The sequence below is a fragment of the Mesorhizobium sp. B263B2A genome (genome assembly GCF_020165775.1).
In the GTDB taxonomy this organism is placed as follows: domain Bacteria; phylum Pseudomonadota; class Alphaproteobacteria; order Rhizobiales; family Rhizobiaceae; genus Mesorhizobium; species Mesorhizobium opportunistum.
Window position 1 is genome coordinate 154250 of record NZ_JAIUIU010000002.1, and the last position, 17455, is coordinate 171704.

16 protein-coding genes are annotated in these 17455 nt (G+C 63.1%); 13 read left to right on the plus strand and 3 right to left on the minus strand.

The features are described 5' to 3' along the window. Positions 1-245: 245 nt before the first annotated feature. From LB568_RS06055 to LB568_RS06070, 4 genes are all read left to right on the plus strand, one after another. Positions 246-1325 (plus strand): ABC transporter ATP-binding protein, encoded by a 1080-nt coding sequence (locus tag LB568_RS06055; protein ID WP_224729590.1) that lies wholly within the window; start codon positions 246-248, stop codon positions 1323-1325. A 38-nt stretch (positions 1326-1363) separates the two neighbouring features. After that, complete coding sequence (locus LB568_RS06060; RefSeq protein WP_224729591.1) at positions 1364-2689, plus strand: ABC transporter substrate-binding protein; 1326 nt, start codon at positions 1364-1366, stop codon at positions 2687-2689. 93 nt (positions 2690-2782) lie between these two features. Further along, positions 2783-3721: a carbohydrate ABC transporter permease gene (locus LB568_RS06065; protein WP_013894067.1), complete on the plus strand. Its 939-nt coding sequence runs from the start codon at positions 2783-2785 to the stop codon at positions 3719-3721. Position 3722: 1 nt separating this feature from the next. Further along, the gene (locus tag LB568_RS06070) at positions 3723-4616 is read left to right on the plus strand and encodes a carbohydrate ABC transporter permease (protein WP_140780220.1); all 894 of its coding nucleotides are present in this window, start codon (positions 3723-3725) and stop codon (positions 4614-4616) included. 428 nt (positions 4617-5044) lie between these two features. On the opposite strand, the gene LB568_RS06075 is transcribed toward LB568_RS06070, so the two are convergent. Further along, positions 5045-5941, minus strand: a complete 897-nt coding sequence (locus tag LB568_RS06075; RefSeq protein WP_224729717.1) for a GNAT family N-acetyltransferase — start codon at positions 5939-5941, stop codon at positions 5045-5047. 238 nt (positions 5942-6179) lie between these two features. Here LB568_RS06075 and argE point away from each other — a divergent pair, with 238 nt between their 5' ends. The 6 genes from argE (at position 6180) to LB568_RS06105 (ending at position 12813) form a co-directional block, all read left to right on the plus strand. Then, positions 6180-7304 carry an acetylornithine deacetylase gene (gene argE / locus LB568_RS06080; RefSeq protein ID WP_224729592.1) on the plus strand — a complete coding sequence of 375 codons (1125 nt, stop codon included), beginning with the start codon at positions 6180-6182 and terminating at the stop codon, positions 7302-7304. 10 nt (positions 7305-7314) lie between these two features. Next, positions 7315-8238: a 2-hydroxyacid dehydrogenase gene (locus tag LB568_RS06085; RefSeq protein WP_013894063.1), complete on the plus strand. Its 924-nt coding sequence runs from the start codon at positions 7315-7317 to the stop codon at positions 8236-8238. A gap of 81 nt (positions 8239-8319) precedes the next feature. Then, positions 8320-8673, plus strand: a complete 354-nt coding sequence (locus LB568_RS06090; protein ID WP_041164678.1) for a cupin domain-containing protein — start codon at positions 8320-8322, stop codon at positions 8671-8673. A 147-nt stretch (positions 8674-8820) separates the two neighbouring features. Further along, positions 8821-10284, plus strand: coding sequence for an aldehyde dehydrogenase family protein (locus LB568_RS06095; protein ID WP_224729593.1), 1464 nt, complete (start codon positions 8821-8823; stop codon positions 10282-10284). 10 nt (positions 10285-10294) lie between these two features. Continuing rightward, the gene (locus tag LB568_RS06100) at positions 10295-11338 is read left to right on the plus strand and encodes a tartrate dehydrogenase (protein WP_224729594.1); all 1044 of its coding nucleotides are present in this window, start codon (positions 10295-10297) and stop codon (positions 11336-11338) included. Positions 11339-11355: 17 nt separating this feature from the next. Then, positions 11356-12813 carry an NAD-dependent succinate-semialdehyde dehydrogenase gene (locus tag LB568_RS06105; RefSeq protein ID WP_013894059.1) on the plus strand — a complete coding sequence of 486 codons (1458 nt, stop codon included), beginning with the start codon at positions 11356-11358 and terminating at the stop codon, positions 12811-12813. 40 nt (positions 12814-12853) lie between these two features. Here LB568_RS06105 and LB568_RS06110 read toward each other — a convergent pair whose 3' ends face one another. Together LB568_RS06110 and LB568_RS06115 are read right to left on the minus strand one after the other, a co-directional pair. Further along, positions 12854-14128, minus strand: coding sequence for an NAD(P)/FAD-dependent oxidoreductase (locus LB568_RS06110; RefSeq protein ID WP_224729595.1), 1275 nt, complete (start codon positions 14126-14128; stop codon positions 12854-12856). A gap of 16 nt (positions 14129-14144) precedes the next feature. Next, positions 14145-14813 carry a haloacid dehalogenase type II gene (locus tag LB568_RS06115; RefSeq protein WP_013894057.1) on the minus strand — a complete coding sequence of 223 codons (669 nt, stop codon included), beginning with the start codon at positions 14811-14813 and terminating at the stop codon, positions 14145-14147. On the opposite strand from LB568_RS06115, the gene LB568_RS06120 reads away from it, so the two are divergent. The 3 genes from LB568_RS06120 (at position 14812) to LB568_RS06130 (ending at position 17356) form a co-directional block, all read left to right on the plus strand. After that, positions 14812-14985 carry a hypothetical protein gene (locus LB568_RS06120; protein ID WP_224729596.1) on the plus strand — a complete coding sequence of 58 codons (174 nt, stop codon included), beginning with the start codon at positions 14812-14814 and terminating at the stop codon, positions 14983-14985. The genes LB568_RS06115 and LB568_RS06120 overlap by 2 nt on opposite strands. 147 nt (positions 14986-15132) lie before the next feature. Beyond that, positions 15133-15972: a GNAT family N-acetyltransferase gene (locus LB568_RS06125; protein ID WP_140780225.1), complete on the plus strand. Its 840-nt coding sequence runs from the start codon at positions 15133-15135 to the stop codon at positions 15970-15972. A gap of 10 nt (positions 15973-15982) precedes the next feature. Beyond that, complete coding sequence (locus tag LB568_RS06130) at positions 15983-17356, plus strand: aspartate aminotransferase family protein (RefSeq protein ID WP_224729597.1); 1374 nt, start codon at positions 15983-15985, stop codon at positions 17354-17356. Positions 17357-17455: the final 99 nt, after the last annotated feature.

Below are 17455 nucleotides of genomic sequence, written 5' to 3' on the forward strand. Positions count from 1 at the left end.
GGCCGAGTTCCAAGATGGCGCCCTTCGGATTTGGACTATAGACCCGCTGTTCTGCGGTTCCTGCATGCCCGCTTTACAGGCTGATTTGGTAGCGCTACCGTTTCAGAGTCGCGTGACCCGGGGATCTGGAGGCAGACGTCGCCGACGCAAGTGGTGGATCGCCGCACTGCCGGCATCCGTTTCAAGCCACGCCTGATACAACGGCTCCTCGCGACGTTTTCGCAGGGACCATCGGGAGGAGTTCGATGGCGGCTGTCGCGATTGGCGATGTCTACAAATCCTTCGGGGCCACTGAGGTCCTGCATGGCGTTAGCGTCGATATCGAAGACGGCGAGTTCGTCACGCTCGTCGGGCCCTCCGGCTGCGGGAAATCGACGCTCCTGCGGATGATTGCCGGTCTGGAAAAGATTTCGCGGGGCCATATCTCGATTGGCAGCCGGATCGTCAATGACGTTGCTCCTAAGGAACGCGACGTGGCCATGGTCTTTCAGAATTACGCGCTCTACCCCCACATGACGGTTGCGGAGAACATGGCGTTCTCGCTCATGCTCAAGGGTGTACCGAAGGCGGAGAGCGATGCAGGCGTCGGTCGGGCAGCCGAAATCCTTGGGCTTGTTCCGCTTCTGTCGCGGTATCCGCGGCAGCTTTCAGGCGGCCAACGTCAACGCGTCGCCATGGGCCGCGCGATCGTGCGTAATCCGCAGGTGTTCCTGTTTGATGAGCCGCTCAGCAATCTCGATGCCAAGCTCAGGGTGCAAATGCGCGCCGAGATCAAGGAGTTGCACCAGCGGCTGAAGACCACGACGGTGTATGTCACGCACGACCAGATCGAGGCCATGACCATGGCCGACAAGATTGTGGTCATGCACGACGGTATGGTCGAGCAAATCGGGTCGCCGCTGGAGCTCTACGACCGCCCGAACAACCTGTTCGTGGCAAGCTTCATCGGCTCTCCCGCCATGAATATGCTCAAGGGAACAATCCTGACCGAAGGCACGCCGCGTTTTCAGGGCGCGGGAGGGATTTCGGTGCCTTTGGCCGCGCCGTTCTCCATCGGCAATGGCGAGCCCGTCGTGCTGGGGATACGGCCAGAGCATCTGCGGCTCGGCGACAATGGCATTGCGGTCACCCTGGTGGTGATCGAGCCAACCGGCTCGGAAGTACAGATCATAGGCCGGACGGCGGGAGGCGAGGATGTCGTCGCCAATTTTCGGGAACGCCATTCCTTCGCGCCGGGAGAAACCATCCGGCTGTCGGTCGAGCCTGGTCTCGTTCATCTCTTTCACGGCGAAACCGGCAAGCGCATGAGCCTCCCGCAGCAGTAGGGCAACACGCAACGAGGAAAACACAGGAGGAAACGAGCATGAGATTCACCAGACGCGACGTGATCCGCACGACGGCCGGCGCCGCCGCCGGCGCGTTGGGGAGCCGGTTCGTCGGCTCTCCGGCCTTCGCCAAGGAGGCTTTGACGTACAAACCGGAGGATGGCGCGAAGCTCAGACTGCTGCGCTGGTCGCCTTTCGTGCAGGGCGACGAGGACCAGTGGCTGAAAAACACCAAACGGTTCACGGAAGCAACGGGGGTGGAGGTCCGCGTCGACAAGGAGAGTTGGGAAGACATTCGGCCCAAGGCTGCGGTCGCCGCCAATGTCGGCTCGGGTCCGGACCTGATGTTCGTCTGGTTCGATGATCCGCACCAGTACCCCGACAAGCTGCTCGATGTGACGGAACTGGGCGATTATCTCGGCAACAAATATGGCGGCTGGTATGACGGGCCGAAACAATATGCGACGCGCGAGGGTAAGTTCGTGGGCCTGCCTCTGGCCACCATCGGCAACGCCATCGTCTACCGCGAAAGCTGGGTGAAGGAGGCCGGTTTCTCGGAGTTTCCGAAGGACACGGCCGGCTTCCTCGAGCTCTGCAAGGCGCTCAAGGCCAAAGGTCATCCGGCCGGCTTTACCCATGGCCACGGCGTCGGCGACGGCAACAACTATGCGCATTGGCTGCTGTGGAGCCATGGCGGCCAGATGGTCGACGAGAAAGGCAAGGTCACGATCAACAGCCCCGAGACGCTCAAGGCGATCCAGTATGCGCAGGAGCTCTACAAGACCTTCATCCCCGGAACCGAAAGCTGGCTCGACGTCAACAACAACCGGGCCTTCCTCGCCGGCGAAGTGAGCGTCATCGCCAACGGGATTTCCGTCTACAACACCGCCAAGGTCAACAAGGACAATGATCCGAAGCTGACCGACATTGCCAAGGACATGCGCACGACCAACATGCCGATCGGTCCGGTCGGGAAATCCGTCGAGCTGTTCCAGGTGACCACGGCCGTCATTTTCAACTACACGCCCTACCCCAACGCGGCGAAAGCCTATCTGCAGTTCATGTTCGAGGATCCGCAAATGTCGGACTGGATCACCTCCTCGGCATGCTACTGTTGCCAGACGCTCAAAGCCTTCGCCAACAATCCGGTCTGGAAGGCTGATCCGAACAATGCGGCATACGCGAAAGCCTCCGAGACGCTGCGTCCCAACGGCTATGCCGGGCCGCTCGGCTACGCCTCGGCGGCCACCATGGCCGACTATGTTCTGGTCGACATGTTCGCCAAGGCCGTGACAGGCCAGGCCACGCCGCAGGAAGCGATGGAAGAGGCGGAAAAGCGGGCCAACCGCTACTATCGCGTTTGACCCTAGCCGAGCCGGGCCGCGGACCATGCTGCCCGGTCGGTTTCGGACGGCGGCTTGCGTCGCCATGCAACCAGACCTCGTAAGGAGCCGCCCATGGCCGTGACGTCCGCTGCGGTTCGGCCGCGCCCATCAATCCTGTCGCGTCTGGCCGAAAGCCGAAATGTCCTGGGCTTCGGCTTCATGCTGCCGGCGGCGGTGCTGCTGCTGGTCTTCCTGACATACCCGCTGGGGCTTGGTGTCTGGCTCGGTTTCACCGATGCGCGCATCGGCCGCCCTGGCGTCTTCGTAGGTATTGAGAACTATGAGTATCTGTGGAGCGACAGCGTCTTTTGGCTCTCGGTCTTCAACACGCTGCTCTACACTGTCAGCGCTTCGATCCTGAAATTTGCGCTCGGGCTCTGGCTGGCGCTCATCCTCAACGAGAACATTCGCTTCAAGTCCTTTTTTCGTGCAGTGGTGCTTTTGCCCTGGGTGGTGCCGACGGTGCTTTCGGCGATCGCCTTCTGGTGGATCTACGATTCGCAGTTCTCGATCCTGTCATGGGCGCTGCAGCAGATGGGACTGATCGATCATCGCATCAACTTCCTCGGCGACCCGACCAATGCGCGCGCGTCGGTGATTGCCGCCAACGTCTGGCGCGGCATTCCATTCGTCGCCATCACTCTGCTGGCGGGTCTGCAGACCATCCCGCAATCGCTATACGAGGCCGCCACGCTCGACGGCGCCAGTCGGTCGCAGTTGTTCCGTTACGTGACCCTGCCACTGCTGACGCCGATCATTGCCATCACTATGACCTTCTCAGTGCTGTTCACCTTCACCGATTTCCAACTGATTTATGTGCTCACTCGTGGCGGCCCGGTAAACGCCACTCATCTGATGGCGACATTATCGTTCCAGCGCGGCATTTCCGGAGGCCAACTCGGCGAAGGCGCGGCAATCGCCGTCGCCATGATCCCCTTCCTGCTGGCGGCGATCCTGTTCAGCTATTTCGGCTTGCAACGGCGCAAATGGCAGCAAGGCGGCGGAGACTGACATGGCCGCGATCAAGCAAGCGGAACGCATCAACAACGATGAAGGCGGCATGGGCTATCTGCAAAGCCTGCCCCGTCGGGTTGTGACGGTCTATCTGCCGCTTCTGGTGTTTATGATCGTGCTCCTGTTTCCCTTCTACTGGATGACGATCACGGCAATCAAGCCGAATGCCGAGATGACCGACTACGTGAACTACAACCCGTTCTGGGTTGTTCACCCGACATTGCAGCACATACGTTATCTGCTGTTCGAGACCTCCTATCCTGGTTGGCTGCTCAACACGATCATCATCTCGACCGCCGCCACTTTCCTGTCGCTGTTGGCAGCGGTGCTGGCGGCCTATGCGATCGAACGCCTGAGATTCTCGGGCGCGCGGCAGGTCGGCCTTGCAGTGTTCCTGGCCTATCTTGTGCCGCCTTCGATTCTATTCATCCCGCTATCGCTGATGGTGTTCAACCTCGGCCTCTATGACACCCCGTTCGCGCTGATCCTCACCTACCCCACCTTCCTCGTCCCCTTCTGCACCTGGCTGCTGATGGGTTATTTCCGCTCGATCCCGTTCGAACTTGAAGAATGTGCTCTCATCGACGGTGCGAGCCGTTGGCAGATCCTCACCAAGATCGTGCTGCCGCTGTCAGTCCCTGGCCTGATTTCCGCCGGCATCTTCGCTTTCACGCTATCCTGGAACGAGTTCATCTACGCGTTGACCTTCATTCAATCATCGGAAAAGAAGACGGTGCCAGTCGGCGTGCTCACCGAGCTGGTTCGCTCCGACGTTTATGAGTGGGGCGCGCTAATGGCCGGCGCGCTGATCGGGTCGTTGCCGGTGGTGGTGCTCTATTCTTTCTTTGTCGAACACTACGTTTCCTCAATGACCGGCGCGGTAAAGGAATAACGCCGTGCGACCGAACGCCGTTGGCAGATTAGCCACGGGAGGCGAGCAATGAAACTTCGCTTGGAGATCGAGAAGCTTCTATTTCGGCGAACCGCCCCGTAAATATTAGGATTACGTTCGTCGCTGAGGGCTGCCAATTTCTAACGAAAACGTTAGCGGATGGTTCGCCAAGTCGTTTCCTTCGTATTCTCTCGTATGGTCTGGCGAACCAAAGGACCAAGAAGACGACTGGCTAGGAGCTTCGAGATATCGCCAATGTAGCCCCAGGTCGCCAGGAACTCCTGGTAGTGAATGACCGAAATGGGCCGCGAGCGAACGGGCCGCTTTCTGTGGCCAAGGTGGGATAGAACACCATGCGGACCACCCTAGGCGAGCAATTGATAAAGCCAGGGTCGACCAAGCCGATACCGTTGCGCGACAGAAGGCAACTACCCGAGGGTTTGGCTTGCTAAGGCATAGGTCCTCAACGAGCTGCCGTAAGGAACAGCAGCAATGCGTTTGCCCAGCGACATGGTCACGACCGTGTCAAATACCGGCATTCCGCTGTGCGACAGAAAGGCGGCGAACTCGCCATTGTCCATATGGGTGTCGATGCGCAGGAAAGACCCCGAATGGTCGGCCACGTGTGGCCGGACGACCGCCAACGCGTCGGCGTCGCTAACCGCCACGACCGGTCCCACGACATGGCCCCGCCCGAACGGCCGGCAGAGCGCGAAAGCGCTCAGCGTATCGCCCTTGAAAAGACCATAGCCGGCCGAGTGTGCGAAAAGCCTTTCGATCAGCGCCGCCCGCCTCACGCCAAACCCGGCCGCGTCGAGCGCGATCACAGCGGCAATGTCATTTTCGCCCAAACTTCGGACATCGCCTCGAATATTTGCCGGCCTGCCCGTCATCTGCAAGCTGGCGATGCCCTGGCATTGATAGACGGTCTTCTCCGGCTGGAAGTCGAGCGAGAGATAGAGCCGCCTTGCCGCGCGCGTTGCATTCAGGCGCAGATCGCGCCCGGCGACCTTCTCGAAGACCCGCTTCATCAGCCATTGCCCCGCCCCCAGCGTCTGCAATCGCGGCGAGGTGATGACCATCCCCACTGTGGCGAAATCGGCACCATGCGCGAACCACATGGCCGAGCCGAGAACGCGGCCGATCTCGTCGAGCGCCACGAACCCGTGTCCCATTTCGCGAAGGAACTGCCAGTCCTCGGCGCGATGCGGCCATCCCACGGCGAGCGAGTGTGCGTGCAAGCGGTCCAGTTCGACGCCTTCGATGTCGCCGATCCGCATCGAGAAAGTGTCGATTTTCAAGCTTCCGGACGGCTTCAAGTCCATGCCCCTACAAGATTGTCCTACCGAGCGCGGCACAACGACGGCCACCCTCTGCCCGCCAACGCTAAACGAGCGGACCGGTACGATCAGCTCGAAAGCCGCGCGGCAACGCAAGATTCAACTGAAACATTTCAGCTTTCGGCACGCAATCGCGAAAGAATGCACACACTCTCTCTGGAAATCTAGCAGCATATGGTCGACGGCTCCGATCCCGGCGAACCCGAACGTTTTGAGGACTGGAATGGACGTCTTCGACATCCTCGATCGTCTCGTCGCTTTTCCAACGGTCGCCGGCAGGCCGAACGGCGATATCGCGGGCTGGATCAAGACCTATCTCGCCGAACACCGAGTTCAGGTCACCGTGCTTCCGGGGCCGGAAGGCGATCGTTCCAATCTTTTCGCGACGATCGGCCCCGCCGATGTCCCCGGCTATATCCTGTCCGGCCATATGGACGTCGTTCCCGCCAGCGAGCCGCAATGGAGTTCGAGCCCTTTCGCACTGCGCAAGGAGGGCGAACGGCTCTATGGACGCGGCACTACGGACATGAAGGGGTTTCTTGCCGCGGCACTCGCGGCCGTGCCCGCGCTGACGGGACTGCGCCTTGCCGGGCCTATCCACCTCGCCTTTTCCTACGACGAGGAGGTCGGATGCCGTGGCGTGCCGCATTTGATCGCCCGCCTTCCCGAATTGTGCGCGAAGCCGTTGGGCGTCATCGTCGGCGAGCCGAGCGGCATGCGCGCCGTGCGCGGCCATAAGGGTAAGGCGGCCGCCCGGGTGATCGTCAACGGGCGCTCGGGCCATTCCTCGAGGCCCGATCTCGGGCTCAACGCCGTCCATGCCATGGCCTATGCGCTGAGCGCCGCCGTGAGCGAAGCCGAGCGGCTGACACACGGTCCGTTCGATGCCGCCTTCGAGCCGCCCTACTCCTCGCTGCAGGCGGGCGTCGTGGCAGGCGGACATCAGGTCAACATCATCCCCGACACCTGCACTTTGGACCTGGAGGCACGCGCCATACCTGGTGTCGACCCGGCAAGCCTGCTCGCGCCGGTCAAGGCGCGGGCAGAGGCCCTCGTGGCCGACGGTTTTCGTATCGAGTGGAGGCCGATGAGCGCTTATCCGGCGCTGTCGCTGCCTCAGGATACGGCGCTTGCGGCACTGCTGGGCGAACTGACCGGCGAAGCGCCGCTCGCCGCCGTCAGCTACGGCACGGAGGCCGGACTTTACCAGGCCGCCGGGCTCGATGCGATCATTTGCGGACCCGGCGACATAGACCGCGCCCACAAGCCTAACGAATACATCCTTGCCAGCGAACTCACCGCCTGTCAGCGAGTGATCGAGGCTCTGGGCGTGCGCTGCGCGGCATGAGAGGAACGGAATGACATTCCTGTTCAATTCCGATGCACGCCGCGGCGCGATCTTCTGCGAGGTATTCGCGACAGAACTGCCGGATGTTCCCATCACGATGGATGCCGCGACGGTCGATCCCGACGCCGTGCGCTATCTGATCAGCTGGACCGTGCCGGACAATCTCGTTGTTTATACGAACTTGGAAATCCTGTTTTCCATCGGCGCCGGCGTCGACCAGTTTCGCCTCGATGCGGTACCTGCGAACGTGAAGGTCGTGCGCATGATCGAGGAAGGCATCGTGCGCATGATGCAGGAATATGTGACGCTGGCCGTACTCGCGCTCCACCGCAACCTGCCTGGATATCTCGCGCAGCAGCGCGCCGGCGAATGGGCTGACATCGCGCAGCTCCAGGCCGGGGCGCGCCGGATAGGCGTGCTCGGCCTCGGACAGCTTGGCCAAGCCGTCCTCGACCGCCTGAAGCCCTTCGGCTTTCCGCTCGCCGGATGGAGCCGCTCGCCCCGGCGGATCGAGGGCGTGACCTGCCACCATGGCGAGCCCGGGCTGAGCGAGATGCTCGCCGTCAGCGACATATTGATCTGCCTGCTGCCGCTGACCGAGGAGACGCGCGGTTTGCTCGATGCCGGCCTGTTTGCGCAACTGCCTGAGGGGGCGGCAATCGTCCACACCGGCCGGGGGCCGCAGCTCGACGACGAAGCCCTCGTCACCGCGCTCGACAGCGGCCACCTTTCGGCGGCGATGATCGACGTCACCGATCCCGAACCGCTGCCGGCAGGTCATCCGTTCTGGTTGCATCCGAAGGTCATCCTGACCCCGCATGTCGCCAGCGTCACCCAGCCCGCCAGCGCAGCAAAGGCGGTTGTCGAAAACATCAGGCGTTACCGCGCCGGTCTTGATCCCATCGGGCTCGTCGACCGGTCGCGCGGCTACTAAGTGCATCTCACCCGGAAGTGTGCAGCGGTTCTGGGACAAAGACACATCAAGCCAAGATCCTCCAACATGAAAGGCCATCCCTTGTCCCTGCTCAAGACCGTCGATACCAGACCTGTCTTCCAGCCGCGCGAATCCGCGGCGCTGCCCGAACGGCTGATTTCCGGCGACCCTGGCTTCAAAACCTGGGCGCAGGATGTCGCCAAGGGCGACCTCGTCCATACCGGCGTCTGGGAGGCGACGCCCGGCGAAACGCGCTCGATCAAAGGCGAGACTTTCGAGTTCTGCCACATCCTCTCCGGCTTGATCGAAATCACGCCCGACGGCGGCAAGCCGGTGACCTATCGCGCCGGCGACAGCTTCGTGATGAAACCTGGCTTCACCGGGGTTTGGAAGACCATTGAGACGGTACGCAAGATCTACGTGACCGTAGGGTAACGGGAGGGCGGAGGCGCCGGCCTCCGCAACAGATTTTGCCGTCTGTCATCGCCGGCACACAACAATCATCCGCGACCGATCGTCGAACGGCGCATGCTGCGCCAGAGCCCGCGCTAGGCTTCTGCAGAATATTCCAGAGTGGGTACCATGGGCTTGAGCTTCGATCCGGATACCGTCTCGCTTCCCGTCGGTCATTTCATTGGCGGGGAGATGATCGCGGCCGAGAGTGCCATCGAGATGCGCCGTCCGTCGGATGGCAAGGCATATGCCGGCTGCCCCGTGGCCGGCGTCGATATGGTCAATCGTGCGGTGGAAAGCGCCAAGGCGGCGCTGAAGGCCAGCAACTGGGGCGGCGTTCGGCCGCGCGAACGGACGAAGGCGCTCCAGGCCTGGGCCGACCTGATCGAGGCGGAGGCCGAAACGCTGGCCAGGATCGAGGCGCTGTGCTCCACCCGGCCCGTCGGCCAGCTCGTTGCCGGCGATATCGCCATCACCGCCGAGCAGATCCGCTTCTTTGCCGAGTTCGCCGACAAGGAAGGCAGCGAGCTCGTGCCGACCGACGACGCCACTCTCGGCATGATCATGAGCGAGCCCTATGGCGTGGTCGGTGCGATCACGCCCTGGAATTTCCCGATCTCGATGGCCGGATGGAAGCTTGGTCCAGCATTGGCCGCGGGCAATGCGGTCGTTCTGAAGCCATCGGAAATGACACCCTTCTCGGCAGTCTACATGGCGCAACTCGCCGTGAGGGCGGGCCTGCCGGCAGGGCTCATAAACGTTGTGCTGGGAGACGGCCCGACGACCGGCACGGCGCTGACCGGTCATCCCGAGATCGCCAAGGTCTCGTTCACCGGCTCGACCCGCGCCGGCTCAGCGATCATGGAGAACGTCGCCCGCGCCGGCGTCAAGCCGATGACGCTGGAACTCGGCGGCAAGAGCCCGCAGATCGTCTTTGCCGATGCCGATATGGAGAAGGCCGCGACGGCCATCGCCGGCAGCGTCACCTTCAATGCCGGTCAGGCCTGCGTCGCCGGCACGCGCCTGATCGTCGAGAGGAGCGTGGCCGACAGGTTGACGGCTGCCATCCTGGAGAGGATGAAGGCGGCCCGGCCCGGCCCGACCTGGAACGAGGCGACGCAGTATTCGCCTGTTATCTCGGAACGGCAGCGGGCCCGTGTCGACAGCATCGTGCGGGCCGCGATCGAGGCCGGCGGCGAATGCCTGACCGGTGGCGGCGTCATGGACAGCCCCGGCTATTTCTACCAGCCGACGCTGATCTCTGATATCGACCAGGCCAATCCGGCGATCGTCGAGGAAATCTTCGGCCCGGTCCTCACCATCCAGACCTTCGAGACCGAGGAAGAGGCGCTGGCGCTGTCTTCCCATCCAACCTACGGGCTGGCGTCCGGCCTGTTCACCGCCGACCTGTCCCGCACGATCCGTCTGGCACGCAAGCTCGAAGCGGGCACCGTCTGGATCAACCGCTACAGCCGCTCGCGCGACCATATCCTGCCGACCGGCGGCTACAAGCGCTCCGGCATCGGCAAGGATCTCGGCCGCGAGGCCTATCTCGCCAACCGCAGGACCAAGAGCGTCCTGATCAGCCTCTAGAGAGATGCCGATGAAGCCCTACTTGATCGCTTTGATCCCCGGTGACGGCATCGGCCGCGATGTGACCGCCGCCGCCTGGACGGTGCTGGAGACCGCAGCCAAACACGCGGGCTTTGCCTTGACGGGAACCGAGTTCCCTTGGTCCTGCAAATTCTACAAGGATACCGGCTGCATGATGCCTGAAGACGGCATCGAGAGCTTGCGCGGCTTCGACGCCATTCTTCTGGGCGCTGTCGGCTGGCCGGCGGAGGTCCCGGATTCCGTTTCGTTGCACGGCCTGCTGCTGCCGATCCGCAAGGCATTCGTGCAATACGCCAACATCAGGCCGCACCGCCTGCTGCCGGGCGTCAAGGGCCCACTGCGTGCCGAGAGCTTCGACATATTGTGCATCCGCGAGAACACCGAGGGCGAATATTCGGGCGCCGGCGGGCGCGTGCATCAAGGCACTCTGGACGAGGTCGCGGTGGAAACCTCGATCTTCACCCGCGCCGGCGTCGAGCGCATCCTGCGCTTCGGCTTCGAGCAGGCGCGGACACGGCGCGGCAAGCTGGCCTCCGTCACCAAGTCCAACGCGCAGACATATTCGATGGTGTTCTGGGACGAGATCGCGCGAAAGCTGGCTGCGGAGTATCCGGACGTTGAAGTGACCAGCTATCATGTCGATGCGCTGGCCGCGCACATGATCATGGCGCCGGAGAGCCTCGACGTGGTCGTCGCCTCCAACCTGTTCGGCGACATCCTCACCGATATCGGCGCGGCGATCCAGGGCGGGCTCGGCTACGCCGCCTCGGCCAACATCAATCCCGACCGCTCGGCGCCGTCCATGTTCGAGCCTGTGCACGGGTCGGCGCCCGACATCGCGCATCTGGGCATCGCCAATCCCATCGCCACTATATGGTCCGGCGCCATGATGCTCGACCATCTCGGCGAAGCGGCCGCAGCCGGGCGGGTCATGCAAGCGGTCGAGGCGACAACCGCGCGCGGCATTGGAACCATTCCGGGCAAAGACAGAACGCAGGCCATCACGGCCGCCGTCGTCGCAGCGCTCTCCTGATTGCAAGGTCGTTTTCGATGAAAAATCTCAAAGACAAAAGTCTCTTCCGCGAAGCCGGCCTGATCGACGGCAAATGGGTCGCTGCCGGCTCCGGCAAGACGGTCGATGTTGTCGATCCGGCTGCTCAATGCGCGATCGGCACGGTGCCCGACATGGCCGGTCATGAGACCCGGGCGGCCATCGAGGCCGCGGCGTCCGCTTATGCTGGCTGGAAGAAGAAGACCAACGCCGAGCGCGCTGGCCTCCTGGAGGCCTGGCATGGCCTGATGCTGGCGCATCTGGACGATCTCGCGCTGATCCTGACGACGGAACAGGGCAAGCCGCTGGACGAGGCCAAAGGCGAGATCCGCTACGGGGCGTCCTTCGTCAAATGGTTTGCCGAGGAGGCACGCCGCATCAACGGCCACACCATCCCCTCGCCGACGCCGGACCGGCGTATCATCGTGCTCAAGGAGCCGGTCGGTGTGTGCGGCATCATCACGCCGTGGAACTTCCCCAACGCGATGATCACCCGCAAGGTCGCGCCGGCGCTGGCCGCCGGCTGCACGGTTGTGATCAAGCCATCCGAGTTCACGCCCTATTCGGCGCTGGCGCTCGGCGTGCTTGCCGAACGCGCGGGCATCCCTGCCGGCGTCATCAACATCGTCACCGGCATGCCGGCCGAGATCGGCAACGAGATCATGGCCAACGAGACCGTTCGCAAGATCTCCTTCACCGGCTCGACGCGGGTCGGTTCGCTGCTGATGCGCGGCGCGGCCGATACTGTCAAACGGCTCAGCCTCGAACTCGGCGGCAACGCGCCCCTCATCGTCTTCGACGACGCCGATCTCGATCTCGCCGTCGAGGGCGCGCTTGTCTCGAAATTCCGCAATGGCGGACAGACCTGCGTCTGCGCCAACCGCATCCTCGTCCAGGCCGGTGTCTACGAAGCCTTCGCCGCCAAGCTTTCCGCTCGCGTCAACGCCATGACGGTCGGACCGGGCACTCAAGCCGGTGTCGCCATCGGGCCGATGATCAACATGGCGGCGGTCGAGAAGATCAACCGCCATGTCCAGGACGCGCTCGCCAAGGGTGCTTCGATCATCACAACGAGGCCGGCATTGCCGGACGGTCCTCAATATGTCGCGCCGCTGGTGCTGACCGGCGCCACGAAGGACATGCAGCTTGCCGGTGAGGAAACGTTCGGCCCGGTCGCACCGCTTTTCCGGTTCGAGACGGAAGAGGAGGCGATCACGCTCGCCAACGGCACGCCCTACGGGCTTGCTTCCTACTTCTACACCGAGAACCTGAAACGCGCCTGGCGCGTCGGCGAGGCGCTGGAGTTCGGCATGGTGGGGCTCAACACCGGCTCGGTCTCGATGGAAGTCGCCCCCTTCGGCGGCGTCAAGCAGTCCGGCCTCGGCCGTGAGGGGGCGCAGGTCGGCATCGAGGAATATCTCGAGATGAAGAGCTTCCACATGGGCGGGCTCAGCTGAGGCCATTTGGCTGAGAGCCCAAAGCGGACCGAATCGAAGCTCACTGGATCCGGTCGAGCGCCTTGTAATAGAGGCCGACCATCGGCAGGAACCAGGGCTTGCCGGAATAACCGGGAATGGCAGGCCACTTGAGCCCCTTCATCGGATTGCGGTCTTCGCGGCCGAGCATGGCATCGGCCAGGACCATGCCGAGATGGGTGGAAAGCTGCGCGCCGTGGCCGGAATAGCCCATCGCGTACCAGACCCCGTCATGATAGCCGGCCCGCGGAAAACGGTCCTTGGTCATGTCGACCAGCCCACCCCAGCAATAGTCGATCTCGACCTTGGCGAGCTGCGGGAAGATCGCCGCGAGGCCCCCCTGCAATATCTGTCCGCTCTTCGAATCCGAGCGCTGGTCCGAAGTCGCCGAGAAGCGCGCGCGACCGCCGAAGATCAGGCGCCTGTCCGGTGAAAGCCGGAAGTAGTTGCCGATATTCATCGAGGTGACGCATGTCCGGTTGCCGGGCATGGTGGCAGTGATCTCGGCGTCGCTCAACGGCCGCGTGGCGATGATGAAGCTGCCGACGGAGATGATCCTGCGGCGAAAATAGCTGAAATTCGGCGTGGTATAGGCGCCGGTCGCTACCAGCACATTGTCGGCGCTGATGCGGCCGCGGGAGGTCGTCAGCTCATGGATGCCACCGACCTGCTTGCGGTCGGTCACCGCCGCATTCTCGTGGATGATGGCGCCGTGGCGGGCGGCGGCTGTCGCAAGGCCTGCCACATAGCGGCCCATATGCATCATGGCGCTCTTCTTCGACAGCATCGCGCCGTGGAAGGGCGAGCCGATCTCGGATTTGAGGTCGACCGCCGACAGCAGCGCCGTATCCGGATCCACTTCCGCATGGAGGGCTTCGAAATTGCGGGCGATCGCTTCGAAATGCTGCGGCTTGGAGGCGAGCTTCAGCTTGCCGGCGCGGCGGAAATTGCAGTCGATGCCCTCTTCGGCAACCAGCGCCTCAATGGTGTCGACGGAGTCGTCGAGCGTGCGGTAGAGCGCGATCGCGCGTTCCTTGCCGAGTTCCGCCTTGGCAGAGAGGTAGCTGTGAGCGAGGCCGTTGTTCAGGTGCCCGCCATTGCGGCCGGATGCGCCCCAGCCCACGCGCTGCGCCTCCAGCACCGCCACCTTCGCGCCGGCCTTCGCCAGTTGGCGCGCCGCAGCGAGACCGGTGAAGCCGCCACCGACGATGACGGCATCATAGTGCCCCTCGACCGGGCCTTGCGCTCCGCCGGAAAAGACAGGGGCGGTATCGTGCCAGTAGGAGATCAATTTCATCGACGATCCGCCTGTTTCAAAGCCCGACCACTCCCGGGAGACCCGAAATGTCTGATATCTCGACATAGCCATAGTAAGGGTTTGCCGGTTCGTGGCCGCGATTGACCCAGACCTTGTTCGTGATGCCGAGATCATGTGCCGACATCAGGTCGTAGCGGAACGAGGACGAGCAGTGAAGAATATCTTCCGGGCCGCAGCCCAACCTGTCGAACATATATTCGAAGGCCTTGAACCGTGGCTTGTAAGCCTGCGCCTGCTCGGCCGTGTAGACGGCATGGAACGGCGCGCCGAGCTTCTCGACATTGGACATGATCTGCGCGTTCATGGCGTTGGACAGGATGACCAGCGGAATTTCCTTGGCGACCTTAGCCAGGCCGGCTGGGACATCTGCATGGGGCCCCCAGGTCGGGACACGTTCATAGACCATCCTGGCGTCGTCAGGGCTGAAGGCAACACCATTGCGCTTGCAGGCCCGCTCGAGCGCGTTGTGGACAACGTCGGCGTAAGGCTTCCAGTCACCCATGATCTCGTCGAGCCGATAGGCGGCGAAGTTCTTGATGAACTCCTGCATACGCGGTTCGTCGAGCCGGCTGCCGTAAAGGTCTCGCGCCGCTTCCGCCATCTGGAAATTGGTCAACGTACCGTAGCAGTCGAAGGTGATATATTTGGGCCTGAAAGAAGCCATGTCCGTCGATCTCCAGTGGAAGCACATTCGCGTTGGGAAGCATTTCATCATAGGACAGGTGGTGGCGACCCACCTGACCGAAATCGCCCTCCCGAAAGCAGAAAGTTCCGTATCCACCATCCGGTTTGGCACGCTGTGGCATCTGGTGTGTCGAACGCGGCGCCGCGCGTGACGTGAAGCGCCTCCGCCGTGGCGGGCGCCAGCACAAGATGCGGCGCACCGCTTGCGCTACGGCGAAAGATACCGCCGAGGCCGAAGCCTTCAGACGATTTGCGACGCGACAATGGTCGAGACTTGAGGGCAGACGGGAGGATGCCTCATGCAGCAGGGCGAGATCGAGATTCAGGACTTCGGGCCGGACCATATCGAGGGAGCCGTGGCGCTTTCTCGCCAGGAGAATTGGCCGCATCGCCCGCAGGACTGGCAGATGGCGCTGCAGCTCTCGAGCGGCGCGGTCGCGCTCGACGACCAGGGCCGTGTCACCGGAACCATCCTGGTGACACCCTATGGCGCGGACTGCGCCATGATCAACATGGTGATCGTCGACAGGAACGTGCGTGGCAAGGGGCTCGGGCGCCGGCTCATGGATCAGGCCATCGCCCTTGCCGGCGACCGTCCGCTGCGGCTCGTCGCGACGAATGACGGCATGCCTCTCTACCAGAAACTGGGCTTTGTGCCCTCCGGCACGATCCGGCAGCATCAAGGTACGGTTGCAGCGCTCGGCGTGCCGGATGGAGTGGAAGCCGCAAGCATGGACGAGCTGCCGGACATCAAGGCGCTGGACCGCAACGCCTATGGCGCCGACCGGCAAGCCCTGATCGATGCGCTGGCCGAGCGCGGCCAATTCGCAATCATCGGCCGCCACGGCGTGATTGAAGCCTATGCCGCAATCCGCCCGTTCGGACGCGGTGAGGTGATCGGACCGGTCATCGCGGAAAGCGCTGACACCGCGAAGGCCCTGATTAGCTTCTTCGCCGCGAACCGCCCCGGCGCCTTTCTGCGCGTGGATACCGACAGCAGGACCGGCATTGCCGGTTGGCTCGAGGAAATCGGCCTCACCCATGTCGGCGGAGGCGTGGCCATGGACCGTCCGCCCAAGAGCGTCGCGGAACAGACCAAGCCAAAAGTTTACGCCCTCGCCAACCAGGCGCTCGGCTAGGAGGACAACAATGCTCGCGAATTCCCTGATCGAACTCGATCGCGCCCACCTCATCCATCCGGTCTCATCATACCGCGGCCATGAGGCGCTCGGCGTGCGCGTCTTGAAATCGGCGAAGGGGGCGACCGTGACCGATGCGTCAGGCCGGCAACTCGTTGACGGTTTCGCGGGGCTGTGGTGCGTCAATGCCGGCTATGGCCATGACAGCATCGTCGAGGCTGCGGCCCGGCAGATGCGCGAACTCCCCTACGCCACCGCCTATTTCGACCTCGGCTCGGAGTCGGCCATCCGCCTCGCCTCGGAACTGGCCGAGCGCGCGCCAGGCGACCTCAATCACGTCTATTTCACGCTCGGCGGGTCGGACGCGGTCGACAGCACGATCCGCTTCGTCCGCTACTACTGGAATGCCAAAGGCGAGCCGCAACGCGACCAGTTCATTTCCATCGAGCAGGGCTATCACGGGTCATCGGTGGTCGGCGCGGGCCTGACCGCGCTGCCCGCCTTTCACGCCGGTTTTGGCGTTCCCTTTGCATGGCAGCACAAGATCCCCTCCCCCTATCCCTACCGCAACCCGGTGGGCGAGGACGGCAATGCGATCATCGCCGCATCACGCGCCGCGCTGAAGGCCAAGATCGAGGCAATCGGACCGGAGCGGGTCGCTGCCTTTTATGCCGAGCCGATCCAAGGTTCGGGCGGCGTCATCGTCCCGCCGAAAGGCTGGATAAAGGCGATGCGCGAGCTCTGCCGGGAGTACGGCATCCTGTTCATCGCCGACGAGGTGATCACCGGCTTCGGCCGAACCGGACCCTTGTTCGCCTGCACCGATGAGGACATCGTTCCCGATTTCATGACGACCGCGAAGGGGCTGACTTCGGGCTATGTTCCCATGGGCGCCGTGTTCATGGCCGATCATGTCTACGACGTCATCGCCGACGGCGCGGGCAGTTCGGCCGTTGGTCACGGCTACACCTATTCCGCCCACCCCGTCAGCGCCGCCGTCGCGCTCGAAGTGTTGAAGCTCTACGAAGACGGCCTGCTGGAGAACGGCATCAAGGCCGGCGCTCGCCTGATGGCGGGCTTGGAGGGCCTGAGGGACCACCCGCTCGTTGGCGACGTGCGCGGCCGCGGCATGCTTGCCGCGATCGAACTGGTGGTCGACAAACAGAAGAAGACCCCGTTTCCGGCGTCGGCCATGCCGGCGCGGCGCGTCTTCGACAGGGCGTGGGACAACGGCCTGATCATCCGTGCCTTTGCGCATGGGGTTATCGGCTATGCACCACCGCTCTGCTGCACCGACGCCGACATCGACGCGATCATCGAGCGCACGCGCCGGACGCTCGACCAGACACTGGACGATCCCGATGTCCGTCAGGCAATGGCATGACCGCGGACGAATACCCTGCGTTTCGAAATAGCGCCGGAGCAGACGATTTCGCAATTTTGTGCCGCCCCCTCACGCCTTTTCGGCGAATCCAGCGCGGGG